A 23,751-nucleotide genomic window follows, 5' to 3' on the forward strand; every position below is an offset into this window, starting at 1 on the left:
CCATGACGCTGAGCAAGCACCTGAAGACCTGGGCCAGGCGAATCAAGCGCGACGGCGTGACGCTCTGGTTCGCCGGCAAGCATCCCCGCACGCCCTGGTACGCGAAGGCCCTCGGGGTGTTCGTCGTGGCCTACGCGCTGAGTCCCATCGACCTGATCCCGGACTTCATTCCGGTCCTGGGCTACCTCGACGACGTGCTGCTGCTGCCTGGCCTGATCTGGTTGACCATTCGGCTCCTGCCACCGGAAGTCCTCGCCGAATGCCGCGCGCAGGCGGACGCGTGGATGCAAGCCAACGGCAGGAAGCCGAACTGCCGGGCAGGGGTCGTGCTCGTGGTGGCGCTGTGGTTGGCCATCGGCTTTGCGCTCTTGTACTGGCTGCGCGGGGCGGAGTGACCCTCGGCCCGTTGGCCGATCAGTGCAACAGCCGCAACAGACCCGAGACGATCACGTTGATCACCAGCAGCACGAGCAACGGGAAGACCGCCGCGCGCAGCCGCGACCGCCCTGCGGCGGGCCCGCTGCCGCGCGGCACGAAGCCGGCAAGGGCCAGCAGTTCGAACACCTTCGCACTGCCGCCGCTGCAGTAGAAGCTCATCAAGCGCGGGTAATCCGCCTGGTTGTGCACGATGCGCACCCCACCACTGAGCCAGCGAGGCCCCAGCGGTTCGATGGCCACCACCTGATCGGGCGTGAAGCGGTAGGTCCGCAGACCGCGCAAGCTCAGAACGCCGCCTTCAACAGCGAACAGATCGGCCCCCCCGCGGCCGCCCCAGCCCACACGGGTCTTGCCGCCGAGGCTGAGTCGAGAAGCACTTGCGTTCATGGCCGCCTCCTTGACAAGACGGGTGCCATCGTGCCCGCGCCGATGCCGGCAATCATCGCGATCAGACCGCGCAGCCTGTCCATGGTGTTCCCTCCGATGGTGGTTCGCCTCCGGCCCCGAGCAACACGGAGATCGCGGTGGCTGTCTACCTGGATGAACGAGGAGGGGGCGCGTCGATGGACATTGAGGTCGGAATTTTTTGTGTCCAGTCCGCGGCAAGCGGGCGGCGGCGCGGGGCGGCGATGCTCGTCGCCAGGAGCGCCGGTTCCTCCTGCCAAATGGTCGTTTCGTCGCGCGCTGGCGGACGCTGCGGCGTGCGCTCGCTACAGTCGCCGACGCGAAGCGGTTGGCGGGAAGCGATGGTGCTTCTCCCTGCCGAAGCTGCGCTTTCAACCTCGGGAGACATGCGAAGTGGGCACGTGGAAAAAGTGGCTGGGCGGGTCGTGGGTGGCGCTTGCCGTCGCGATGCAGGCGCAGGCGCAGGCGCAGGTCGACCTGGCCTCGCTGGACCGGGACATGGTGGGACCTCGGGCGCAGGTGCTGGTGCTGGGCACCATGCACCTGCGCGGATTGCCGCAGGGCTTTGATCCGGCAACGCTGCAGGGCTTGCTGGACCGGTTGGCCGGCTTCAGGCCAGACATCATCACCATCGAGGCGCTGCCTGGCGAGGAATGTGATTTCGCGGCGCGCCATCCGGCCAAGTACGGCGCGGACTACTGTGCGCCGACCGACCTGGCGAAGGCGGCCACCGGGCTGGACGTGCCGGCCGCCATTGCCGAAGTGAACAAGGCGCTCAAGGCCTGGCCTGCGCAGCCGACGCCGGTACAGCGGCGGCGCCTGGCTGCGCTGTTCCTGGCGGCGAGCGAGCCAGCGTCGGCCTATGTGCAGTGGCTGCAGTTGCCGGCCGCCGAGCAGCGCGCTGGTGACACGTTGGACGCGCCGCTGGTGGCCATGCTCGGTCAGATCGGGACGCGCAACAACGAGGACTACCAGTTGGGTGCGCGCCTGGCGGCGCGGTTGGGCCTGCAGCGCGTCTTCGCCGTGGACAACCACACCGGGGACAGCCTCGATGTCGCGGACACGAAGGCGTTCGGGCGGGTGATCGAGGCTGCATGGGCTTCGGGAAGAGGGGCGTTGAACGAACGTGAGAAGCGGGAGAAGGTCTTGCTCCAGGCCCCTGACCTGCTGCCGATGTACCGCTTCCTCAACGATCCCGAAGGCTTGCGCGTGCTCGCGGAGGTCAACGTTGCCGCGGCTTTGCGCGCCAGGTCGCCTGAGGGTTATCCGCAGATCTGGGTTGCAGGCTGGGAGATCCGCAACCTGCGCATGGTGGCCAACATCCACGAGACCTTCCGCGAACGCCCTGGCGCCCGAGTGCTGTCCATCGTCGGCGCCTCGCACAAGCCGTGGTTCGACCATTGGCTGGGCCAGCTGTCGGGGGTGGACATCGTCGACGTGGCTGGGGTGTTGAGGTGACGCGATGAGCGGTCCGGTGTCCGCTCAACTGGCGGCTGGCGTGTACCAGCGCCAGCCGCGGCGGCCGGCGCGCTTGGCGGCGTAGAGCGCGAGGTCGGCGCATTTGTAGAGCTCGGCCGCGCTGTCGGCTTCGTGCGGGCCGCGGGCCAGGCCAATGCTGGCGCTGGCCTGCAGGCGCTGGGACTGGTGTTCGACCGGCAGGTCCAGGCTGTCGATGATGCGGCGGCAGACCTGCTCCACGTCCTCGGTGGCGGTGGTGCGGGTGAGCAGCAATGCGAACTCGTCGCCGCCCAGCCGGGCCACGCGGTCCACCTCGCGCACGGCGTCTCGCAGGCGCTGGGCCACGGCCACCAGCAGCGCGTCACCGGCATCGTGGCCCAGGGTGTCGTTGATCTGCTTGAAGTGGTCCAGGTCCAGCAGCATCAGCGTGAAGGGCTGGCCACGCTGGGCTTCGGCCAGCAGGCGCTTCAGGTCCTCGTTGAACAGGCGACGGTTGGCCAGGCCGGTCAGGCCGTCGTAGTAGGCCATTTGCTGCAGTTGGCGCTCGCTCTCGTGCAGCTCGGCGCTGCGCTGCTCCAGCTCGGCCGTGCGGCTGGCCACCAGCGTTTCCAGCACCTGCTGGCGGCGGCGCAGCATCAGCGTGCGGCCCTGCACCAGGCCGGCCACCAGCAGCAGCGCGGCCAGCCCCAGCGCGACGCGGAACCAGGCCGTCTCGTACCAGGCCGGCAGCACCCGCACCGGCCAGCGCAGCGGCTCGGACCACTGGCCCTGGCGGTTGGAGCCGCGCAGCTCCAGCAGGTAGTCGCCGGCCGGCAGGTTGGTGTAGCGGGCCAGCCGGCGGCTGGGGTCGGTGGGCGTCCAGTCGGGGTCGAAGCCTTTCAGGCGGTAGGCATAGCGGTTGGATTCGGGTGCCGAATAGTCCAGCGCGGCGAATTCGACCGACAGGTCACGCCGGCCGACCGGCAGCGTCAGCCTGGCAGTCGTGTCGCCCGCTGCGCCCGGCGGCGGTACCGGGCTGCCGCCGACCAGCGCCTCGGTCACCACCACAGGCGCCGCAAAGCCCCAGGGCGCCAGCCGCTCCGGCTTGACGATGGTCAGCCCGCCGCTGCCGCCGAACAGCAGTTCGCCATGCGGCGTGATGCCGCCAGCGCCCACCCAGTACGACGGGATGCCGACGCCATCGGCCGCGTGCAGCGGCGTGACTGACAGGTCGCTGCCGGCAATGCGCGCCAGGCCGTCGTCGGTGCTGACCCATGCGTCGCCCTGGGCGTCCATCAGCAGCGCGTCCACACCGTTGTTAGGCAAGCCTTCGGCCAGGCCGATGCGCCGCACCCTCGGCGCGCTGCCATCGGCCGGCGCGGGGTCGACCACGCGCAGCCCGCCACCGAACGAGCCCACCCACAGCCGGCCGCGGCTGTCCCGCTGCACGGCACTGATGTAGCCGCCGGGCATGCCAATGCGGTCCGGCGCGTCTTCCGGCAGCCGCGTGACTTCGTGCAGCGCGCGGTCGTAGCGCAGCAGCCCGGCGCGCGTGCCCACCCACAGCCCGTCGCCTTCGGCGAGCGCCAGCTGGGTGACCCGGCCGTCGCCCAGCTGCGCCGGGTCGGCCCGCGCCCCGGGCAGCGGCTGCAGCGTGCCGTCGGCTGCGATGCGAAAGCCCCACAGGCCGTCCAGCCCACCGAGCCAGAGCTGGTCCCCGTCCACGCACAGGGCCCAGGTCGCGGCGTTGTCCACCCTGCCGGGTACCACCAGCCGGCGCACGGCCTGGCCGCTGGCCTCGGCGCGGTAGAGGCCTTGCTGGGTGCCCAGGTAGACGGCACCACCGGCCGCGCCGGCCATGACCAGCACGCGGCCCTTGGGTAGCGCGTCCCGCGGACGGGTGGCGTCCGGCTGCAGCTGGGCCACGCGGCCCTTCTGGGGATCCACGATGTCGATGCCACCGTTGCCCAGCGCCAGCCAGGCCCGGTCGTCCGGCTGGGCCAGCAGCTGGGTCACGGTGCTGTGGCTGATGCCTTCGGCCCTGCCGGCCTGGCCCAGCCAGGTCAGCACGGCCTGCTGCGCCGGGCGGTAGGCGCTGAGCCCGTTGTTGGTGCCCACCCACAAGGTGCCGCTGCTGTCACGGAAGAACATGCTGATCTCGTTGTCCAGCAGACTGGCCGGCGCGCCTTCGAGGTGGCGCAGCCGACGGGTGCGGCCACTGCTGCTGTTCACCTGCACGATGCCGCCGCCGTCGGTGCCGATCCAGATCTCGCCGTCGCCGGCTTCGATCAGTGCGAAGACCGAGTCGCTGGCCAGGCCGGCTGCGCCGCCGTGCTCACTGTCCCGCACCACGGAGGCCCTGGATTCGCCCGGCGCCACCACGTAGGCGCCGTGCGGCCGGGTGCCGATCCAGACCCGGCCCTGGCGGTCCTCGATCAGCTGGCTGACCGTGCTCGGGCTGCCGTCCGCGCAGGGCAGCGACACGGCTTCGAAGCGCATGGCGCCGGCCGCGCGGCGGAACAGGCCAACGCGCGTGCCCACCCACAAGGCGCCGCTGCGGTCGCGCAGCAGCGACTGCACCGCGCCATCCGGCAAGCCCTGCTCGCGTGCCTCCTTGGCATGTCGACTGACCTGCTGGCCGTCGGCTGCGAGCTGGTCCAGCCCGGCACCGCCGCCGACCCACAGGCCACCCTGGCCGTCATCCGCCAGCGCGAACACGCTGCGGTGGCTCAGGCCGTTCGGGCCGCCGGGCACGCGGATGAAGCTGGCATGGTCGGCCGCCAGCCGCGACAGGCCGCCGGCACTGCTGCCTATCCACACCTGGCCTCGCGCGTCCCGGTGCATGGTGGTGATGTAGCTGTCGGGCAGCGCACCCGGGCGGTTGGCATCGGCCTCGTGGTTGCGGAAACGGTAGCCGTCCCATCGCGCCAGGCCGTTCTGCGTGCCCAGCCAAAGAAAGCCCTGGTCGTCCTGCACCATGGCGGTGGCCTGCAAGGCGGTGGGAATCGGGAAATGCCGGAACACCGGGTCGGCCAGCCGCTGCCAGCGACTGGCATCGGCCGTCGGGGAGGCGTCGGTCGCCTGCGCCGCCTGGGGCCAGGTGAAACCGAGGATCAGGCCAAGCCAGAGGCTGGCCCAGCTGCGTGAAACGAAGGAGAGCAGGTGCACGGTGCCGTTCAGAGGCCAGCGCACACCGCGGGCCATTCGCTGGTTTCGGCCGATTTGATGCGAGGCTGAGCTGGATGAGTCACGGAATTGCGGGGCCGCGTGACGAAATCCGCTGGCCTGGCCGCCTACCGCGCCGTCAACCGCGCCAGCAGGTTCTGATCCGGAAACCCGTCTGGCGGCACACCGATGCTGCGCTGGTAGCCGCGCAGTGCGGCGCGGGTCGCGGGGCCGAAGCGGCCGTCTGGCGTGCCGGTGTTGAAGCCGCGCTGGTTCAGCGCGGTCTGCATGGCCAGCAGCTCGGTGCGGGTGAGGGCGCGCAGGTCGCGTGGCCAGGCACCTTGCACGCCGGGGCCGCCGGCCAGGCGCTGGGCCAGCAGGCCCACGGCCAGCGCGTAGCTGTTGGAATTGTTGTAGCGCAGGATGCTGCGGAAGTTGGCACCGACCAGGAAGGCCGGGCCGCGGATGCCGGCGGGCAGCAGGATGCTGGCTTCGGGCATTGCGGGCAGCGGGCTGCCGTCCGGCGTCTTCACGCCTTCGGCGGCCCACTTGGCACTGGGCTGGCGCACTTCGGTGTCGGCGCGGCCGGGGTCGAAGTCCTTGGGCAACTGCACTTCGGCGCCCCAGGGCTGGTCGGCCTGCCAGCCGGAGCGGGCGAGGAAGTTGGCGGTGGAGGCGGTGACGTCGGCCATGCTGCCCCAGATGTCGCGCTTGCCGTCGCCGTCTGCGTCTTCGGCGTAGCTGAGGAAGGCGGTGGGCAGGAACTGGGTCTGGCCCATGGCGCCGGCCCAGGAGCCGATCATGTGCGCGCGATCGATGTCGCCACGCTGCAGGATCTTCAGCGCGGCGATGAGCTGGCCGCGGGCCCAGTCCTCGCGCCGGCCTTCGAAGCCCAGCGTGGCCAGGGCGTCGATGGTCGGGATGTCGCCGTAGTGGCTGCCGTAGTTGCTCTCCATGCCCCAGATGGCCACGACCACGTTCGGCGGCACGCCATGCCGCGTGGCCGCGGCCTCGGCTTCGCCGCGGATCTGCTGCAGCTTCTCCAGGCCTTGCGCAATGCGCTGCACCGAGACGGCGCGGTCCAGGTAGTCCCACACGCTGCGGGTCAGCTCGGGCTGGGCCTGGTCCTGCTCGATGACTTGCGGCAGGAACTGCACGTTGCCGAACGCGCTGCGCAGCGTGGCCTCGTTGATGCCGGCGCTGCGGCCGCGGTCGCGCATGTCCTGCACCCAGCGGGCGAAGGCAGCCTGCTGCCGCGCCAGCTCTTCCGGCGAGGAGGCCGCGGAGGCGGCGGGGCTGGCCGCCTCCGCGGCCGATGCCGCAGGCGCTGGGGCAGCGGCGGCGACGGAAGCGGGCGTGGCCGCAGGGCCGGCGGCGCAGCCGTTGAAGGTCGCGGTGGCCAGCGCGGCGGCCAGCCGCCAGTGGCGCAGGGGAAGAACGGTCGAAGGCATGGGGCGATTCTCGTCGCCTGCGCCGGCAGCTTTGCCGGACCAACCCTGCGCGGAGGCGGGAATGCACCCGGCTGGTGGCCCTTTCCGCCCGCTTTCGTAGGAGTTGTTCGGAATCCGGGAAGGATTCGAGGGCGGGCCACCGCTTCAATCACTCCGGCAAGTTGAAGAGGACTTGTTGACGCTGTCCAGCGCGCCGCCGTGCCGTGCCGAGTCAGGCATGCACCGGCGCCTGCATCCCTTTTTCCCATTTGCATGGAGCACATCATCATGTCGGTGAATCAAATTTGGGGCCGTCTGGCCCTGGGGTCTCTCTTGTCGGTGCTGGCCGCCTGCGGCGGCGGCGGTGGCGATGACGACAAGAGCAGCGGCAGCGGGCAATCCCTCGACGTCGCAGGGACCTGGGACATTGCCGAAACCAAGGGCAGCAACAACTGTGGCGACCCGGTGGGCGAAAAGACGCTCTACAGCGTCACCATCCAGCAGACCGGCAATTCGCTGAAGCTGCAGACCGAAGACGGGCAGGTGTTCAACGGCTCGATCCAGACGGACACCGTGGAATGGACCGGCAGCTATCCCGAAGAGGGCGGCACCACCACCTTGAACGAGCTGAAGGTGACGGTGACCTCGGATGCCAAGAGCCTCAGCGGGTCTTCCTCCTGGACCTGGACCAAAGGCAGTGAATCCTGCTCCGGAACCACGGAGGTGAGCGGCACCCGAGCGGCGTCCTGAAGCTCAGGGCTTGCCGGGATCGCCCAGGCAGCTGCGGCGCAGTTCGATGGCCTTGCGTGTCTGCGGGTGCGCATCGCCTGCGGTGCGCTGCAGAAACGGGATGGCCTGGTCGAAGTTGGCGCGAGCCTGCTCGGCCTGGCCGACATGGCATTGGGCTTCGGCGAGTGCGGACTGCATGACCCCGCGCCGGGAATCGTCCGCGGGCAAGGCCTTGCTCGCCAGTTCCCAGGTGCGGCTGTGCCAGCGCAGAGCTTCGTTCCAGCGCTTGAGCTGGGCCAGGCTGCCGCCCACGTGGTACGCCGCGACCAGCGTCTCCGGGTGCGACTCGCCGTCCAGGCGCTTGTCCACCTCGTGCACATGCTCGAAGAGGGGCAAGGCATCCGCGCTGCGGCCGCTGTGTTCATACAGCACACCCAGGTTGACCGTCAGCACGCGGGTGTTCGGCGCTTCTTCGCCAAAGCGGCGCCGCAGGATCTCCAGCACGCGCCGGTACTCGGCCTCCGCCTCGCCAAACCGCTGCAGGCTTTCATAGACGCCAGCCAACTCGCCGCCCGCGGTGAGGGTGAGGTCGTGTTCCTCGCCCAGTGTTTCGCGGGCCAGGGACGTGGCGCGTGCCAGGATTGGCAGCGCCTCGGGGTTGCGGTCGGCCCGCTCGTAGCCTTCCCCGAGCCCGATCAAGGCCCGGACCAGCCGCGCATCGCGCGGGCCGTAGAGGGCGGTCTGTCGTTGCAGCAGGTCGCTGAACGCCTGGATGGCAGCGTCGCCGCGGTTGGCGACCACGTAGGCCTCGCCCAGGCGGCCGAGGAAGGCCTCGATGCGGTCGGGCTGTTCGGCTGCCAGCGCCTGGTAGGCGCCGCGCTGCGCCTCCATGGCCTGGATTGCCGCGGTGTAGTGGCCTGCCCGGAAGTCCAGCCAGGCGAGCGCGGTCGCCAGTCCGAGCGCCGTGTCTGCCGCCAGAGGCGCGCGTGAACCCAGGTCCTTGGCCTCCACGCTCGCTGCATCCGGTTTTTCGGCGGCCAGCAGCACCTCGACCATTGCAAGCTGCTGCTCGTCCCGGCGCGCGCGCGCCGGCGGCAGGCCGTCCAGCAGCCGCACGGCCTGCCGCAGCTCTCGTTCGGCCGCGGCGTAGTCGCCCAGGCCCGCATGCGCCTTGCCGATGGCTTCGCGCACCGCGGCCTCCTGCTCGGGCCGACCGGCAAAGCGCGCGGCCACCTGCTGCTGTGCGCGCGCCAGCACTTCGGAGACCTGCACGTCGCGCCGGCCCGCGTGCAGCGGGTTGGCACCGGCCAGCAGGTCATCGGTGAGGAAGCGGTTGACGGCAGCCGCCAGTGCCGACTCGCGCAGCGCGAGCTGGTTGGCCCTGTCGGCGCGCAGCCATTGCTGGGTCGAGACGGCCAGGCCCGCCAACAGCAGCAGCGCGCTGGCCACCAGCCAGGGCCGGCGGGTGCGCATGCGTTCCAGGCGTGCGTGCAACTGCCGGGTCCGCGCCAGTTCGGCCTGGACCTGCGCCTGTTGCTCGCGGCGTGCGGCCAGGTCGCGCAGGCGCTGGGCGAGCACGCGGGCATCGGCCAGCCGGCGGGCGGGGTCCACGTCGGCGCAGGCCCGGATGTCCTCGCACAGCAGCGGGTCCGTCACGTCACGCTCCCAGCCGGGTGCCAGCGGCCGGCGGAAGTCGCCGGCCACGATCTGGTAGAGCATCACGCCCAGCGCGTAGATGTCCGAGCGCAGCGTGGGCGGCTGGCCGGCGAGCAGTTCCGGCGCCAGGTACAGCGGCGTGCCGCTGCTGTCGTCGCCCGGGAGGTCCAGCGACTGGGTGAAGCCCAGCCGGGTGATCTCCAGGCGCGCCAGCCGCTCCAGGTCGATCAGCCGGCCGCTGCCGAAATCCGCCAGGCGCACCAGCGGCCGGCCCTGGGCGTCCAGGTCGACCAGCACGTTGCCGGGCTTGACGTCCTTGTGCAGCACGCCGGTGTCGTGCGCGGCGGCCAGTGTGTCGGCGGCCTGCGCGATCAGCGCCAGGCGCAGGGACAGGTCGATGGCCGCGATGCCGCCGCCCTGTTCGCACCAATGGGCCAGGTTGCCGCCGGCGATGAAGGGGCATTCGATGAACCAGGGCGGTTCGTCGAGGTTCCAGTCGAGGATTTCCAGCAGGTGCTCGCCGGCGCCGGGCGCCTCGCGCAGCAGGCGGAACACGGTGACTTCGCGCTTCAGGGCGCGCAGGCCGTCGGCATCGCGCGCGAACTTGAACACGCGCGGCTGCCCGGTCTTGGCATGGCGGGCCAGCCAGACCTCGTTGCGTCCGCCGCTGCTGAGCTTCTCGCGCAGCACCCAGTGCGGGCGCAGCGGTGGCATTTCGCCAGCGGCCAGGCCGGGCGCAAAGTCTGGCGTGTCCACCGGCGCGGCGTCGGCCTGGGCCTTCACCGACACCGGCGCGACCAGCCGATAGCCCTGGCCGTAGACGGTGCGGATCAGCGCCTGGTCCTCATCGCGCAGCGCCTGGCGCAGCTTGGCCACCGTCTTGGTCAGCACCGATTCCGAGGGGATGCGGCCGGGCCACACCGCCTCGATCAGTTCGTCCTTGGTCACCAGTTCGCCGGCATGGTGCAGCAGGTGCACCAGCAGCTCCAGCGGGCGAGCCTCGGCGGCGACCAACTCGCCGTCCACGCTGAGTTCCAGGCGGCGCTCGTCCAGCGTGCAGCTTCCGAAAGACCACAGCAGCGGGCCGGAAGCCCGAAAGTCGTCCGCCTCGGCTGCCAACGCCGGTTTCTCCCATTTCATCGCTTGCGCCCCCGGCTCGCATGCCGTCTGGTGACTTCGGTAGGAATTGTTCGGAATCGGGGAAGGATTGGCCCCGGGGTTCCGCCTGAAATCGTACCGGCAGGTGCCGTCATCTCGGCACCAGGGAACAGCCATGAACATGTTTCAAAAGGTGGGTAGGGTCTTGGGCCTGACCCTGGCATTGACCGTTGCCGCCTGCGGTGGTGGTGGTGGCGGGGACTGCCTGGCGTATTGCGCCAAAGCCCATGAGAGCAGCGTGGTGCAGGGCGCCGGAGGGTACCCGGGACGATTCCGAGTCGAGGTCTACACGCCCTGATGGGGCCAGTGCTGCGCCGCCTGAGCCTGGCCAGGACTCAGGCCTGAGCAGCCTTCAGCGGACCCTGGCCATTGAAGAGGTCGAAGATGAATGACGAAATCATCCAGAAGTTGTCCACGTGGGCCATTCTTGCGGTCATCGCCATCGTGCTGTTCGCCTTCGCAAGGCTGGTGCTTGAAAACTTCTGGTTCATTCTTGCCATGGCCGGAGCTGTCGTGGCCGCCTGGTTCGTGTATCTCAAGCTGAAGCAGGGGGAGGAATGAAATGTCAGATCCCGCAACTGTGCCAGTCCATCGGCCATACCTGATGCAAGGGCAAGGCGCGACGCCGCCAGACGGGCCCAAGCCTTCGGATACCTCTTTGCAGGACACTGCCGGACGCTTCTTCATGCATTGGGTCTGCGCGTCATTCGGATTCTTCCTGCGCACCCTGCTGCCTGTGGTCCAGAAATGGCAGGATCCATCTGCGCCGGTCGAGTTTCCCAGGTGGTGGGCTTTTTCGATATTTGCGCTGTTGATCTGCCTGCTGGCGGGGGCCATCAACTCCAACATGCCGGTGAAACCGCGTGAGCTTCTGAAAAGCATCGGCCTTGGTTTTGCGCTGGACGCAGCGGCTGTGCTGAGCAAGATCCCCATCCACTGATGTGAAGGCGGCGACGGCGGTGCGTTTGTCGCACACTCGGGTCATGCACCCGATTGCGCCTGCATTCCTCCGCCGCCGTGAACTGCTGGCCTGTGCCGGCGCTGCCCTGCTGCCACTGTCCGGGCGTGCCCAGGTGCACTTCCCTGACAAGCCCATCCAGCTGCTGGTGCCGTTCGGGCCGGGAGGCGTGGCCGACATCACCGCGCGCACCGTTGCCGAGGTCATGGGCAAGCGCCTGGGCCAGCCGTTTGTGATCGACAACCGGCCCAGCGCCGGCAGCATCGTCGCCAGCCAGGCGGTGGCCACTGCCAAGCCCGATGGCCACACGCTGCTGCTGATGAGCAACGCCCACGCCGTCAGCGTGGCGCTGTTCAACAAGCTGCCCTACGACCCGGTGAAGGCCTTTGCGCCCATCAGCACCTTCGGCTATTTCGACCTGGGTTTTTTCGTGCAGGCGGGGAGCCGCTTTACGTCGTTGAAGGACGTGATCACCCATGCCAAGGCGCATCCGGGCAAGCTCAATGTGGGCACCATCGCGGTGGGCAGCACGCAGCACCTGGCGGCCAAGCTTTTCGAGACGGTGGCCGGGCTGGACCTGCTGGTCGTGCCCTACAAGGCCAGCCCGGCGGTGCTGACGGCGCTGCGGGCTGGCGAGATCGACCTGGCGGTCGAGATCCTCGCGCCGATGCTGCCGCAGGTGCAGGCCGGCGCGGTGCAGGCGCTGGCGGTGTCGTCGGACCGGCGCAACCCGGCGCTGCCTGCGGTGCCCACCGCCATCGAGACCGGCGTGGCCGGCTACAACGTGGCCTCGTGGAACGCGCTGGCCGCGCCTGCCGGCACACCCGCAGCCGTGATCGAGGTGCTGAACAAGGCCGTGCGCGAGGCGCTGGACACGCCTGCATTGAGGGAGAAGCTGGTCAAGCTCGGCATGCGCCCGGCGGCCAGTTCGCCGGCCGAATACGGGCAACTGCTCAGCAGCGAGATCCGGCGCTGGGGCGAGGTGATCCGCGCGGCGAAGATCGAGCCGGAATGACGCTCAGGTGTCGGGGTCGCGCACCCCGTGGGTCCGGTCGAAGCGCCGCTCGGCAGCGCTGAGGTGCTGGATCAGCACATGCGAGACCACGTTGATGCCAATGCCGGCGAACAGCGCCGGCAGCAGGTACAAGCCGATCGACAGCTCGGACAGGAACACCGTGTCGTCGGTCAGCGAAGGGGTGTGGCGGGCCAGGTTGCTGAGGCTTTGCAGCAGGTAGACGTCAATGCCGGCAATCAGCACCAGCGCCAGCCCAAAACCCAGCACCGCCAGGCGCGAGACGCTGCGCCGCATCATCGCCAGGTAGATGCCGGTGGCCGCCATCAGCGAGAACAGCACCAGCAGCCAGAAGCGCAGTTCGACGAAGACCGAAGCGTGCATGGTCAGCCTTTGCCGGGGCTGTTGCGTCCAAGCGGCATCAGCAGCCGCACGCCGCGCCAGGCGGCCCACAGGAACAGCAGCGGCAGCACCAGGGTTTGCAACAGGAAGACCGCGGCCAGCCGCACCAGGTGCTCCACCAGGCCCTCGGCCTGGGCCTTGATGTCGCCCAGTTGGCGCGCCAGTTCGGGCGCCTGGCCGAGCCAGGCGCGAGCCCGGTCGGTCCAGCCTTCGCCTTGCGTGGGTGGTGGCAGTTCGGGTGTCTTCACGGCGCTGATGCGGGCCTGGGCCTGTTCGTATTCGGGGGCCAGGAAGCCCTGGTAGATGGCCTGGTTGCCGAGTGCGATCAGCGGCACCAGCAGGCGCAGGCACAGCAGGCCCAGCGCCGCGCCGGCCAGCAGGCGCGGCGCCGCCGCGGGCCGGCGCCAGGCCCAGGCCAGCCAGGCGAGCAGCAGCACGCTCAGCGCCAGGCACAGTGGCCAGGCGCTGAAGATCTGCTGCACCAGGCGCTGCAGCGCAAACGACAGCGTGGCGCCCAGCATCAGCGACGAAAACTGCTCGACCAGTTCGTCCACCGGCGCCAGCACCGCGCCAGGGTGGAACGAGCCGCCCACGCCCAGCACCGTGCCTGTGATTTCGACCTCGCGGGCCAGGCTGAGCGCACCGTTGAGCAGGCGGGCTGCGGCGAAGGTGGTCAGCGCGCGTTTCCAGCCCTGGTCGGTGTAGCGCTCGGCGAGCTGGTCCATGGGCCGCAGCCAGACCAGCGCCAGGGCCAGCAGCACGAAGACCGTCAGCCGCCAGGGGCGCCGGGGGAGGTGGGGGACCGGGTGAGCGAACTCCTGGGCAGGCGGCATGGCAGAGGGGCTACGGAAAACCCGATGGTAGACCGGCCCTGCCAAACGTTTGTTGCCGTCAGCGCTGCGTCAATGCTGCAGTTGCGCCAGCGCCTTGAGACTGGCGAGGGTGCGCAGGCAGGCCTGGGCCACCTCGGTGCCTTTCTTGACGAAGTGGGCGTGGAAGAACTGGCGGTGTTCGTCGTGCTCGTGGAAGTCGCGCGGCGTGAGCACGGCGGAGAAGACCGGCACGCCGGTGTCCAGCTGCACGCGCATCAGCCCGTCGATGACGGCCGACGTGACGAACTCGTGGCGGTAGATGCCGCCGTTGACCACCAGCGCGCAGGCGATGACCGCGTCGAAGCGGCCGCTGCGGGCCAGCGCTTGCGCATGCAGCGGGATCTCGAAGGCGCCGGGCACCTCGAACAGCTCGACCTGCGAGCGCGGCAGGCCTTGTCGTTCGAACTCGGCCAGCGCGGATTCGCGGGCCTGGCCGACGATGTCGGCATGCCAGCCGGCCGAAATGAGCGCGATGCGGGTCGGCCCGGCCTTGGCGTGGGACGTGGAGAGGGAAGAAGCAGAAGCAGGCTGATTCATGGGAAACCTCGAAATCTGAGGGGTTGGCCAGAATCAGGGCGCGCGCCACCACAGCCATCTGGCCCCAGGGCAACGCAGCGGCTGCCCGGGCCTGGTGGCCGGGATGTTGCGGTCTCTTTCATCCGGACTGTGACCGTCGGCTCTGGCATCGCACCAGATCTGCTGACCCTGCCGCCGTGAGGCCGCAGGCGCTCGCGGGCTCCCGCACTCGGGCCGGGAGGCCTTTGCGCGGATACCGCCGGTGGGGACTTTCACCCCGCCCTGAGAACGCACCGGCGCAGCCGAAACCGCACCGGAGCCGGGATTGTAGGCAGTGCGGGTTGGGGCGTGGCAGTGGACACGGCAAGGCCTTTCACGGCAGTCCCTGCGGGCCGTGCGAAGGCTCTCAGCTGTTCAGCTCGGCGTGCTCGCGCCTGCACCAGGGCTGCTCGTCCGCGCCGAGCTGGGCATGGGCCGCGAGCGCCAAGCTGCGGGCTGCCGCATGGCCGCTGGCGTCACCCGCGGCGCGCAAGGCCAACGCGTGCACCGCATGGCCGAAGAACAGCTCGAATGCCGGCGCGGACTCGCGTTCGCAGATCGTCACGCACTGCAGCGCGCTGGCCGCCGCGGCCTCAGGCTGGCCCGCGGCCAGTTCGCAGCGGGCCAGCTGGTAGTGGGCGCGCTCTTCTTCCAGCCAGCCACCCGCCAGGCGCCAGTAGGTCAGGCCAATGCGGGCGGCGCGCAGCATGGCTTCGGTTTCGGCGGCGCTGCGGCCTGCCTGGCCTTCCAGCGCGGCGGCCAGGTTGTTGCCGGCCACGGCCATCGCGCGCCAGCCGGGGCGGGCGGCGCTGGCATCTTCTTCCGGGCTGGCCTTGGCCTCGGCCTGCAGCGCGGCTTCCAGTGCCTGGATGGCGGCGGGCAGGTTCTCGCGGCCCGTCTGCATGGCCGCGACCTGGGCCAGCACGCTGACATGTTCGCTGACCGGCAGCGTGGCCAGTGCGTCGGCACCTGGCTCGCCTGAAGCGATGCGCAACGCAGCCTGGCCGCGCTGCACCGCGAGCAGGGCCGCAGGGTCTTGCGCGCACAGTGGCAACCCGCCCATGCGCTCCAGCAGCGCCAGGCCCGCCTGCCACGCGCCCAGGTGCTCGCCGTAGACATGCGTGGCCAGCCGCACCAGCGGGCTCACATCGGCCGGCACCTGCAGCAGGTCGAGGGCGCCAGGCAGGCGCTCGGCCACGGCCTGTGCTGCGTCAGCGTGTTCATCCCAGGCGGTGCGGAGGAAGGCTTCCAGGGTCATCGCAGTGCGCTTTCGTTTGGAAGGGCCGGCGCAGGGGAACGCCGGGTCTGGGGAGCGATCTTCAGTAGGGTTCGAAGTCCACGTCGTGCGCGCGCAGCGTGTTGACGATGAATTCGCGCCACACGCCGCTGGGCGCCCAGACCTTGGTGACCGAGGCATAGGCCACTTCCGGGTCTTCCTTGCCGGTGATCACGCGGTGGAGGAAGACCATGGACGAGCCGCGCATGTTGACCTGGCAGTGCACCAGCACCTTGCGGTCGCCGGCGGCGGCCATGGCTTTTTCGAAGTCCGCGAAGTCCTGCGGGCCAGGCTTGTTGAACTCGATCGGGATGTTGGTGAACTGCAGGCCCTGGCGGCGCACGATCTCGGCCTCGCCCTTGACCGCGTCGGACGAGGTGGGCGGTGCGAGGTAGATCACCGCGCCGAAGCCTTGCGCACCCAGCTTGCCCAGCGCGGCGGCCGTGGGCTGGCCGGCGCTGATGAGACGCGGGGTGATGGGCACGACATTGGGCGCGTCGATCTTCGGTGCCGCGTCGCTTGCTGCGGCGGCAATGCCGGACATGGCCGCGAGGCTCAGCGTGAGCAGCCAGGCGCGGCGGGAGGGGTTCAGGGCAAGCGGCATTCGGGCCTCGGGAAGGAGTCAATAAACACCCGGCACGAAGCGGGGTGTGCGGTCGCAGTAGTGGCGGTAGGTGCTGCCGAAGGCCTGGGTCAGCAGGCGCTCTTCGGCGCGTGCGCGCAGGTCGCTGCCCAGGCACATCAGCACCAGGGCGGCCAGCATCAGCGGGCTGGGCACCCACAGCAGCGAGCCCAGCGCCAGCAGGTTCAGCGCCATGTAGATCGGGTGGCGCAGCCAGCGGAACGGGCCGCCGGTGGCCAGGCGGTGGCCGGTGTCCAGCTTGGCCTGGAAGCGCCAGGAGGCGAAGTAGCGCAGCGCCCAGCAGGCCAGCCAGGCACCGAGCGCAATCACCGCCGTGCCGGCCAGCCGCTGGCCGGGGAACAGCGAGGGCACCCGGCCGCCCAGCACGCGCGCGCCGATCTCGAAATACATCAGGCCGAAGGCCACCGAATGAAACGCGATCAGCAGGCCGGCGCCGCGCACGGCCTGGGAGGTGCCGGTGGTGGCGGGGGCTTCTTCGGTGGCCACGGCGGCGTGCCGCGAGACCCACCAGCGGGTCAGCCCGAAGCTGGTCCAGAACAGGCCATGCGTGAGGTAGAGCAGTGGATCGACCGGCATCGGGACTTCCAGGGGCAAGGGATCGGGTGGGAGCAGCGTCGCGCATCCTACGGCGCAGGCGGCAGCCCCGCCATCCCCCGGGCCCAGCGGCTCAGGCGGAAAGCTGCTTGGCCATGTTCAGCCCCGTCACACGATAGCCCAGCGCCGCATACAAGGCCTGGGCGCCGTGGTTGAAGCCGAAGACGTGCAGCCCGATGCGGTCCAGCCCCTGGGCCTGCACCACGGCCTCCAGCGCCTGCAAGGCGGCCCTGGCATGGCCGCGGCGGCGCGCTGGCGGCAGGATCATCAGGTCGTAGACGAAAGCGCTGCGGTGGCCGTGGCGATCTTCGATGGCCCACCACAGCCAGCCGGCCAGCGGGCCGTTTTCGGAGGCCAGGATTTCGAGGAAGAAGTGCTCCGGCGTGGCCAGGCCTTGCGGCAGCAGCAGCGCGAAATCGGCCTGGGCCTGCGGCAGCGCCTGTTCGGCGGTGACGCGGCCGGCGCGCAGGTTCTGCTCGGCGTAGTTGGCAATCGCGGCCTCGCAGTAGCTGGCGAAGTGCTCCGGTGGCAGCGGGCGCAGGCGGGTGGTGGCGACGCCGGTTTCGCTCCGGTGCAGCGTGGCAGCCATGTGGACCTTGGCGACAAAGCCGCCGGCCACGGCCACCGCCATCGGCTCGGTGCCAAACGGCACGAAGCCGCAGCGCTGGTAAAGCGCCTGCGCGGCCGCATTGCCCTCGCTGACGGTCAACTGCACCTGGCGCACGCCGGGCCGCGCCCTGGCCTGGGCCAGCACCGCTTCGACCAGCCGCCGGCCCAGGCCGCGCTGGCGAGCCGAGGCGGGCACGTACATGCCATACAGCGTGGCCTTGTGGCGGGTTTTCTCGCGGGCTTCGAAGGCCAGGCCGGCCACGCCTGCGAGCTGGCCATCGACGAAGGCGCCGATGACGAGTTCATCCGGCACGTCACCTTCCGCCAGCCGCGCCTCCCACCAGCCCTGCGGCAATGCGGCCCGCTCGGCGGCGGTCGAAGTGAAGGCCTCCGGGTGCAGCGTGTAGGCCTGCAGCATGAGCTGGCGGTATTCGGCGGCGTGGGCCGGGGCCAGGCGTTGCAGGGTTGGCGTCATGGGGTCTTGGCCGGCGGCGTCGGCAGCAGCGCCTTGGCGGCGTCGATGCGCAGGGCGAGCGGCACGCTGGCGTCGTTCATCACGGCTAGCAGGAACTGGCGGGGGTCCGTGCAGGCGACGGGCAGGCTGGCGAAGCCTGGCGCAGCGGCCAGGGTCGCGGCCGTTGCCGGCTGCGCTTGCAGTTCCGCCATCGCCGAAGCCAGTGCGGCCGGCGACACGCTTTGCATGCTGCGCAGCAGCGTCAGCTGTCCTTCTTCGCCGGGCGGGATGTCCAGCCACGGCGCTTCGACGAACACCGCCGCCAGGTCCTGCGATACAAAGGCGGACCAAAGGCCGGTCTCGGCTTGCTCGGCAGGCACTGGCGCGGTGTGTCGTGCTGGGTCTGAGCCCGGGCCGCGCTGCGTCGGCCACAGGTCCAGCCGCTGTGCCGGCAGGCCGGGCAGGTAGCGGGCGCAGAGCGCTTGCAGCAGCTGCCTGGCGCTGTCTGCGGCCAGCGGCTCGGCCAGGGAGAACCACAGCTGGAAGGCGTCGACACCGGAGACGGCGATGGCTGGCGCAGGCCATCCCAGGTCGGCCTGCACACCCTGCCAGACCTGCGACAACAAGGCCCAGTCAGCCGGGCGGCCCAGCGCCAGCACCAGTGCCCGCACGCGGCCCTGGGCGTCGACCAGGTCCGCGGCTGTCGTGCTGCCAGCGGGCAGGGCGGAGGGATCCGGCGCGTAGAGGCGGAGGTATTCGGCGTGTAGTCGGTTCATCGCGAATCGGGGTGACGGCGCATGGTAGCCGCCGCGCGGCGCGACGGTGGAATGTGCTGATCGGCGTCGCGGCGTTTGCGCTTGTCGCGGCGCTTTGACCGGTCGCAGTCGCCGCAGCCGTCACAGCAGTCGCCGAGGTCGCAACAGTCACCGAAATCCAGCGGACAGTCGCCCACGTCGCCCACGTCGCAGCCATCGCAGGACCCCCGTTGCGCCACCAGCGCCGAGATGCCCGGCCCGCGCGCATGACCGCAGCGCCGGTGCGCCACGCCGCAGCGGTAAGTGCGCTCGCGCAGCAGCTGCAGCCCGCGCCACAGGCCATGCCGGCGGATGACGCGCAAGCCCAGCGCCGAGCAGCTGGCGCCACCGGTGTGCACGCGCCAGGCGCAGGCAAAGCCCTTGTGCGGGGAGATGAAGCGCTGGTAGCCGCGGATGGCCGCGAGCGCGGCCAGGCGTGGCCAGGACTGCATGCGGATGGATGGACAGGAAAGTCGGGGATGGCTGTGGGAGACGGTCGCAAAAAGTGTAGTGCAGCCGGCGGACATGCCCCGAGCTGCGGCTTCAGGCAGCCTCAGGCGGCAGTCACCGCGAAGGTGTTGCGGCCGGCGGCCTTGGCGCGGTAGAGGGCCTGGTCGGCGCGGGCCACCAGGCTTTCCATGGTGTCGTGCGGACCGTCGTAGAACGACACGCCGACACTGGCCGAGACCTGCACGCTCAGGTCGCCATGCAGCATCGGCCGGCGGATGGCCTCGACGATTTTTTCGGCAACCAGGTGGGCGTCGTCCGGGTGGTGCAGGTTCTCCAGGATGGCCACGAATTCGTCGCCAGCCAGGCGGGCCACGGTGTCGGTCGCGCGCACCACCTGCAGCAGGCGGCGCGCGAGCTCGGCCAGCACTGCGTCGCCGGCCGGGTGGCCGTGGGTGTCGTTGACCTGCTTGAAATGGTCCACGTCGAGGAACAGCAGCGCCAGGGGGCGCCGGCTGCGGCGGCTGCGGGCGAGGGCTTGCGGCAGGCGTTCGTCGAACTGGCGGCGGTTGGGCAGGCCGGTCAAGGTGTCGACCCTGGCCTGGGCGTTCAGCTCCTGCTGCACGGCCTTCAGCGCGGAAATGTCGCTGCTCAGCGCGTAGACGCCGACGACGCTGCCGTCTTCGGCCACGTCGGGCAGGTAGGTGGTGTGCAGCCAGACGCCCGCGCCATGCACCTCGGACTGGCTTTCGAACTCGACCCGTTCCCCGCGCAGGCAGCGCTGCAGCGGCTGGCTGCGCTCGGCATACAGCGTCGGCCCCAGCAGTTGGTTCAGCGGTTTGCCGAGGATGTCCTTGACCGGCACGTCCATCCAATGCTGCAGCGTGGCGTTGGCAAAGGCGACCGTCTCGTCGGGCTTGATGTAGGTGATCTGCACCGGCAGGTTGTCGGTGATGGTGCGCAGCTGGCGTTCGCTCTGCGCCTGGCGCTGCTCGGCGAGCTTGCGCTCGGTGATGTCGAACATGAAGACGAAGTAGCCGCGGATCAGGCCGGCTTCGTCGCGGTCAGGCGCGTAGTGCTGCTGGAAATGGCGCTGCACGCCGGCGATGACAGGCGAGGTTTCGAAGACGACGGATTCGCCGGCCAGCACCCGCTCGATGTACGGCTTCATGGCCTGGTACGAGGCCTCGCCACGCACTTCGCGCACGGTGCGGCCCAGCATGCTCTCCTGGGTTTCGCCGAGCAGCATGCCGGCGGCCGGGTTGGCGAACAGGATGCGGGCTTCGCGGTCCAGGCGCACGACCATGGCCGGGATGTTGTCGGTCACCGCCCGCAGCCGCCGCTCGGACGCGACCTGGGCCGTGGCCGCCTCCTGCGCTTCATGGGCGCGCTGCAGCTGCGAGCGGTAGACCAGCCCGCCAGCGCCCAGCAGCAGCGCGACGAACAGCAGCTCGAACCAGGTCTCATCGCGCCTGGCCTGCTGCACCACCTGTGCCAGCGTGGCCTGCGCGCCCGACTCGCGTTCGCGCAGCGCGTCGATGATGCGGCGGATCTGTTCCATGTCGTGCTGGCCGCGCTCGTCGGCGACCCGTTCGCGGGCCGCGCTGAGTCCGCTCTCGCGCCGCACGTCGATGATCTCCTGCAGCTCGTTGAACTTCAGCAGTTCCCAGCGCTGCAGTTCGTCCAGACTGGCCAGGCCTTCGGCGTCTTCGGCATACATCGGCCGCAGCCGCTGCAGCGATTCGTTGGCCCGCTGGTGCGCGCCCTGGTAGGGCGCCAGGAAGCTGGGCAGGGCAGTCAGCACGTAGCCGCGTTGGCCGGTCTCGGCGTCCAGCATGGCGCCCAGGCTCAGGCCCAGCTCCAGGTAGCGCTCGCGGGCCTGGCTGCGGGCCTCTTCGGCGCGGGTCACGCTGTTGTTGAACACCGTGCGGATGCCCAGCAGCATCAGCAGGCCGACCGCTGCGCCAATGGCGGCAGTCATCAGCCGGGTCCTGATGGCGGGATGCTGGGACATGGGGGCGAAGCGAGGGGCGGCGGATTCACGCACGGTAGGCGGGAACTTGAAGTGTGCGCAGGCTTGCGTTTGGCCGATGGGCCGAAATGCCGGGCCAGCACAGGCCAGTTCGGTCCGCGGTGCAGGGTTGTCGGCAAGCTGGTTGGCAGGCGGGGCCGGAGTCGAAGGACAATCCGGGCGATGAACAAGGTGATGACATGGCTGCCCGCCGAAGGGCGGCCCGAACAGTTGATGCTGCTGTTGCACGGCGTGGGCAGCAATGCCGCCGGCATGGCGCCGCTGGCCCGGTTGGTGCAGAAGGAATTCCCGCAGGCGGCCATCGTCGCGCCGGAGGGCTTCTCGCCGTTCGACGGTGACCCGACCGGCCAGGCGCGGCAGTGGTTCTCGGTCCAGGGCGTGACCGAGGAGAACCGCGTGACGCGCGTGGCCGAGGTGCTGCCTGCGCTGGCCGACTGGGTGCATGCGATGCAGCAGGAAACCGGCTTGGGCCCGGCCGCCACGGCGCTGTGGGGCTTCTCGCAGGGCAGCATCATGGCGCTCTCGCTGGTGCAGGCGCATGACGGCATTGCCGGCCGGGTGCTGGCCTTTGCCGGCCGCTACCCGGCGCTGCCGGACGTGGCGCCGCAGCACACCACGCTGCACTTCTTCCACGGCAGCGCCGACACGGTGATTCCCGAAGTGCATGCCCGCGCCGCGATCGAGCGCCTGGGCGAGCTGCATGGCGACGCGACCATCGACATCGCCGAGGGCGTGGGCCACGAGATCAACGGCCACCTGCTGCAGTGCGCCATCCTGCGCCTGCGCAGCCACATTCCGCATCGTTCGTGGGCTGCGGCAATGGGCGCGGTGCCGGGCCTCGCCGGCCGCCTGCCGGCCGAAGACGAAGAAGACTGAGCGAGCGCTGCGCCCGATGCTGTTCCTGCTTTCCCCTGCCAAGTCCCTGGACTACGAAACCCCCGTGCCGGCACCGGTGCTGGCCCGTGCCACCCGGCCGCAATTCGTGGCCGAGGCGGCCGCGCTGATCGCGGTACTGAAGACGCAAACGGTCTCCGACATTGCCGGGCTGATGGACCTCTCCGAGCCACTGGCCGAGCTGAATGCACAGCGCTACGCCGCCTGGTCGACCCGCTTCACGGCGCACAACAGCAAGCCCGCGGTGCTGGCCTTCAACGGCGACGTCTACGAAGGCCTGCGCGCCGCCACGCTGAGCGAGGACCAGCTCGACTGGGCGCAGCGGCATGTGGTGATCCTCTCCGGCCTGTACGGTGTGCTGCGTCCGCTGGACCGGCTGCAGCCCTACCGGCTGGAAATGGGCACGCGCCTGGCCACCGCCGAGGCGGACGATCTCTACGGCTACTGGGGCGACACGCTGGCCGGCTACCTGAACGCCCAGCAGGCGCGCGACAAGGCGCCGGTGATCGTCAACCTGGCCTCTCAGGAGTACTTCCGCGCGGCGCGCCGCAAGGCCTTGAAGGCACGTGTGGTGGACTGCGTGTTCGAGGACTGGAAAAACGGCGAGTACAAGATCATCAGCTTCTTCGCCAAGCGGGCCCGCGGCCTGATGGCGCGCTACGCGATCGAGCACCGGTTGCAGCAGGTCGAGCCGCTGACCGGCTTCGACGCCGAAGGCTACCGCTTCGACGCCAAGGTCTCGGAGCCGGACCGCCTGGTCTTCCGCCGCCGCGTGGCAGCCTGAAACCCGGGTGCGGGGCCGGTCGCTGGCGCCCGGCCGCGAGGCAATGACAAAATCGCCGCCATGAACGTGCAGCAGACCATCACCCCTGAACTGCGCGCCTGGATCGTGGCCCAGGCGCAAGCCGGTTGCCAGCCGGCCGATGTGCTGAATGCCATGCGCGCCAGCGGCTGGGACGAGCAGGTCGCCATGACGGCACTGGAAGACACGCTGGAAGCTCACCTCGGCCGGCCTGCGGTGGAGGCCTTGCAGCAAGGGATCTCGCCCGGCGCCGTGGCCGCGCAGCTGGCCCAGCCGCAGCGCCTGCCCGAGCCGGCGCTGGAAGCCGGCGCCACCACGCTGCAGCTGCCGGACCGAGAGGTCCAGGTGCTGATGCAGATGGCGCTGCCGCGGGTGGTGGTGCTGGGCGGCTTCCTGTCGCACGAGGAGTGCGACGCGCTGGTGGCGCTGGCCAACCCGCGGCTGTCGCGCTCGGAAACCGTGGTCAACGCGACCGGCGGCAGCGAAGTGAACAGCGCCCGTACCAGCGACGGCATGTTCTTCGGCCGCGGCGAACACGCGCTGTGCGCCCGCATCGAGCAGCGCATTGCCGACCTGCTGCGCTGGCCGGTGATCAACGGCGAGGGCCTGCAGGTGCTGCGCTACCGGCCCGGCGCCCAGTACCTGCCGCATCACGATTATTTCGACCCGGCCCAGCCCGGCGCGCCGACCATCCTGTCGCGCGGCGGCCAGCGCCTGGGCACCTTGCTGATGTACCTCAACACGCCCGAGCGCGGCGGCGCGACGACCTTCCCGGACGTCGGCCTCGAAGTCGCCCCGATCAAGGGCAACGCGGTGTTCTTCAGCTATTCCCGGCCCAGCCCGACCACCCGCACGCTGCACGGCGGCGCGCCAGTGCTGGCCGGTGAAAAGTGGGTGGCGACGAAGTGGCTGCGCGAAGGCGAGTTCCACTGAACCCGTGCTGAGGGGACACTGAACCTGCCCGTTCCGAGGGCAGGTTCAGCCGGCGG

The 23,751-nt window shown here is 70.1% G+C and carries 23 protein-coding genes and 1 riboswitch; of the genes, 9 read left to right on the top strand and 14 right to left on the bottom strand.

Annotated elements, in window-relative coordinates:
* Nucleotides 1–2 precede the first annotated feature (2 nt).
* Nucleotides 3–395, top strand: coding sequence for a YkvA family protein (locus tag LRH25_RS12930; RefSeq protein WP_141290332.1), 393 nt, complete (start codon nucleotides 3–5; stop codon nucleotides 393–395).
* Between the two features lie 19 nt (nucleotides 396–414).
* Here the strand turns inward: LRH25_RS12930 and LRH25_RS12935 are convergent, their stop codons facing one another.
* Nucleotides 415–825 (bottom strand): hypothetical protein, encoded by a 411-nt coding sequence (locus LRH25_RS12935; protein WP_141290333.1) that lies wholly within the window; start codon nucleotides 823–825, stop codon nucleotides 415–417.
* Nucleotides 826–1,236: 411 nt separating this feature from the next.
* On the opposite strand from LRH25_RS12935, the gene LRH25_RS12940 reads away from it, so the two are divergent.
* On the top strand, nucleotides 1,237–2,301 hold the full coding sequence (locus tag LRH25_RS12940) for a DUF5694 domain-containing protein (RefSeq protein WP_211361569.1): 1,065 nt from the start codon (nucleotides 1,237–1,239) through the stop codon (nucleotides 2,299–2,301).
* Between the two features lie 24 nt (nucleotides 2,302–2,325).
* Here the strand turns inward: LRH25_RS12940 and LRH25_RS12945 are convergent, their stop codons facing one another.
* Together LRH25_RS12945 and LRH25_RS12950 are read right to left on the bottom strand one after the other, a co-directional pair.
* Nucleotides 2,326–5,448 carry a ligand-binding sensor domain-containing diguanylate cyclase gene (locus LRH25_RS12945; RefSeq protein WP_231011307.1) on the bottom strand — a complete coding sequence of 1,041 codons (3,123 nt, stop codon included), beginning with the start codon at nucleotides 5,446–5,448 and terminating at the stop codon, nucleotides 2,326–2,328.
* Between the two features lie 125 nt (nucleotides 5,449–5,573).
* Entirely contained in the window at nucleotides 5,574–6,896 is a 1,323-nt protein-coding gene (locus LRH25_RS12950; RefSeq protein ID WP_231011308.1) for a lytic murein transglycosylase, read from the bottom strand.
* A gap of 267 nt (nucleotides 6,897–7,163) precedes the next feature.
* Here LRH25_RS12950 and LRH25_RS12955 point away from each other — a divergent pair, with 267 nt between their 5' ends.
* Nucleotides 7,164–7,625: a hypothetical protein gene (locus LRH25_RS12955; protein ID WP_141291718.1), complete on the top strand. Its 462-nt coding sequence runs from the start codon at nucleotides 7,164–7,166 to the stop codon at nucleotides 7,623–7,625.
* Nucleotides 7,626–7,628: 3 nt separating this feature from the next.
* On the opposite strand, the gene LRH25_RS12960 is transcribed toward LRH25_RS12955, so the two are convergent.
* Entirely contained in the window at nucleotides 7,629–10,400 is a 2,772-nt protein-coding gene (locus LRH25_RS12960; RefSeq protein WP_231011310.1) for a tetratricopeptide repeat protein, read from the bottom strand.
* A gap of 402 nt (nucleotides 10,401–10,802) precedes the next feature.
* On the opposite strand from LRH25_RS12960, the gene LRH25_RS12965 reads away from it, so the two are divergent.
* The 3 genes from LRH25_RS12965 to LRH25_RS12975 are packed head-to-tail and all read left to right on the top strand — an operon-like array spanning nucleotide 10,803 to nucleotide 12,391.
* Nucleotides 10,803–10,979: a hypothetical protein gene (locus tag LRH25_RS12965; protein ID WP_170201121.1), complete on the top strand. Its 177-nt coding sequence runs from the start codon at nucleotides 10,803–10,805 to the stop codon at nucleotides 10,977–10,979.
* Between the two features lies 1 nt (nucleotide 10,980).
* Nucleotides 10,981–11,358, top strand: coding sequence for a hypothetical protein (locus tag LRH25_RS12970; RefSeq protein WP_231011311.1), 378 nt, complete (start codon nucleotides 10,981–10,983; stop codon nucleotides 11,356–11,358).
* A 43-nt stretch (nucleotides 11,359–11,401) separates the two neighbouring features.
* Nucleotides 11,402–12,391, top strand: a complete 990-nt coding sequence (locus tag LRH25_RS12975) for a Bug family tripartite tricarboxylate transporter substrate binding protein (RefSeq protein WP_231011313.1) — start codon at nucleotides 11,402–11,404, stop codon at nucleotides 12,389–12,391.
* A 3-nt stretch (nucleotides 12,392–12,394) separates the two neighbouring features.
* Here LRH25_RS12975 and LRH25_RS12980 read toward each other — a convergent pair whose 3' ends face one another.
* The 10 genes from LRH25_RS12980 to LRH25_RS13025 form a co-directional block, all read right to left on the bottom strand.
* Entirely contained in the window at nucleotides 12,395–12,772 is a 378-nt protein-coding gene (locus LRH25_RS12980; RefSeq protein WP_231011315.1) for a hypothetical protein, read from the bottom strand.
* Nucleotides 12,773–12,774: 2 nt separating this feature from the next.
* On the bottom strand, nucleotides 12,775–13,623 hold the full coding sequence (locus LRH25_RS12985; protein ID WP_231011316.1) for a hypothetical protein: 849 nt from the start codon (nucleotides 13,621–13,623) through the stop codon (nucleotides 12,775–12,777).
* 69 nt (nucleotides 13,624–13,692) lie between these two features.
* A complete protein-coding gene (locus LRH25_RS12990; RefSeq protein WP_141291943.1) occupies nucleotides 13,693–14,199 on the bottom strand; it encodes a 6,7-dimethyl-8-ribityllumazine synthase in 507 nt (168 codons plus the stop codon).
* Nucleotides 14,200–14,305: 106 nt separating this feature from the next.
* A riboswitch (FMN riboswitch) is annotated at nucleotides 14,306–14,472 on the bottom strand.
* Between the two features lie 112 nt (nucleotides 14,473–14,584).
* A complete protein-coding gene (locus LRH25_RS12995; protein WP_231011318.1) occupies nucleotides 14,585–15,475 on the bottom strand; it encodes a hypothetical protein in 891 nt (296 codons plus the stop codon).
* Nucleotides 15,476–15,536: 61 nt separating this feature from the next.
* Complete coding sequence (locus tag LRH25_RS13000; RefSeq protein ID WP_141291501.1) at nucleotides 15,537–16,097, bottom strand: protein tyrosine phosphatase family protein; 561 nt, start codon at nucleotides 16,095–16,097, stop codon at nucleotides 15,537–15,539.
* An 18-nt stretch (nucleotides 16,098–16,115) separates the two neighbouring features.
* Nucleotides 16,116–16,712 (bottom strand): methyltransferase family protein, encoded by a 597-nt coding sequence (locus tag LRH25_RS13005; protein ID WP_141291502.1) that lies wholly within the window; start codon nucleotides 16,710–16,712, stop codon nucleotides 16,116–16,118.
* Between the two features lie 91 nt (nucleotides 16,713–16,803).
* Complete coding sequence (locus tag LRH25_RS13010; protein ID WP_231011320.1) at nucleotides 16,804–17,814, bottom strand: GNAT family N-acetyltransferase; 1,011 nt, start codon at nucleotides 17,812–17,814, stop codon at nucleotides 16,804–16,806.
* Entirely contained in the window at nucleotides 17,811–18,569 is a 759-nt protein-coding gene (locus LRH25_RS13015; RefSeq protein ID WP_231011322.1) for a hypothetical protein, read from the bottom strand. The genes LRH25_RS13010 and LRH25_RS13015 overlap by 4 nt, the downstream gene beginning before the upstream one ends.
* Nucleotides 18,566–19,039: a membrane protein insertion efficiency factor YidD gene (gene yidD, locus LRH25_RS13020; protein ID WP_231011323.1), complete on the bottom strand. Its 474-nt coding sequence runs from the start codon at nucleotides 19,037–19,039 to the stop codon at nucleotides 18,566–18,568. The genes LRH25_RS13015 and yidD overlap by 4 nt, the downstream gene beginning before the upstream one ends.
* A gap of 101 nt (nucleotides 19,040–19,140) precedes the next feature.
* Nucleotides 19,141–21,048 (bottom strand): diguanylate cyclase domain-containing protein, encoded by a 1,908-nt coding sequence (locus LRH25_RS13025; protein WP_141290033.1) that lies wholly within the window; start codon nucleotides 21,046–21,048, stop codon nucleotides 19,141–19,143.
* Between the two features lie 192 nt (nucleotides 21,049–21,240).
* On the opposite strand from LRH25_RS13025, the gene ypfH reads away from it, so the two are divergent.
* From ypfH to LRH25_RS13040, 3 genes are read left to right on the top strand one after another with little or no spacing between them, the layout of a single operon-like run.
* Nucleotides 21,241–21,942, top strand: a complete 702-nt coding sequence (ypfH, locus tag LRH25_RS13030) for an esterase (protein ID WP_231011324.1) — start codon at nucleotides 21,241–21,243, stop codon at nucleotides 21,940–21,942.
* Between the two features lie 16 nt (nucleotides 21,943–21,958).
* Nucleotides 21,959–22,744: a peroxide stress protein YaaA gene (gene yaaA / locus LRH25_RS13035; RefSeq protein WP_141290035.1), complete on the top strand. Its 786-nt coding sequence runs from the start codon at nucleotides 21,959–21,961 to the stop codon at nucleotides 22,742–22,744.
* Between the two features lie 60 nt (nucleotides 22,745–22,804).
* Nucleotides 22,805–23,695 carry a 2OG-Fe(II) oxygenase gene (locus LRH25_RS13040; RefSeq protein WP_231011325.1) on the top strand — a complete coding sequence of 297 codons (891 nt, stop codon included), beginning with the start codon at nucleotides 22,805–22,807 and terminating at the stop codon, nucleotides 23,693–23,695.
* The last annotated feature ends 56 nt before the right edge of the window (nucleotides 23,696–23,751 follow it).

Origin of the sequence: Ideonella azotifigens (genome assembly GCF_021043325.1) — a bacterium.
GTDB lineage: Bacteria > Pseudomonadota > Gammaproteobacteria > Burkholderiales > Burkholderiaceae_C > Ideonella > Ideonella azotifigens.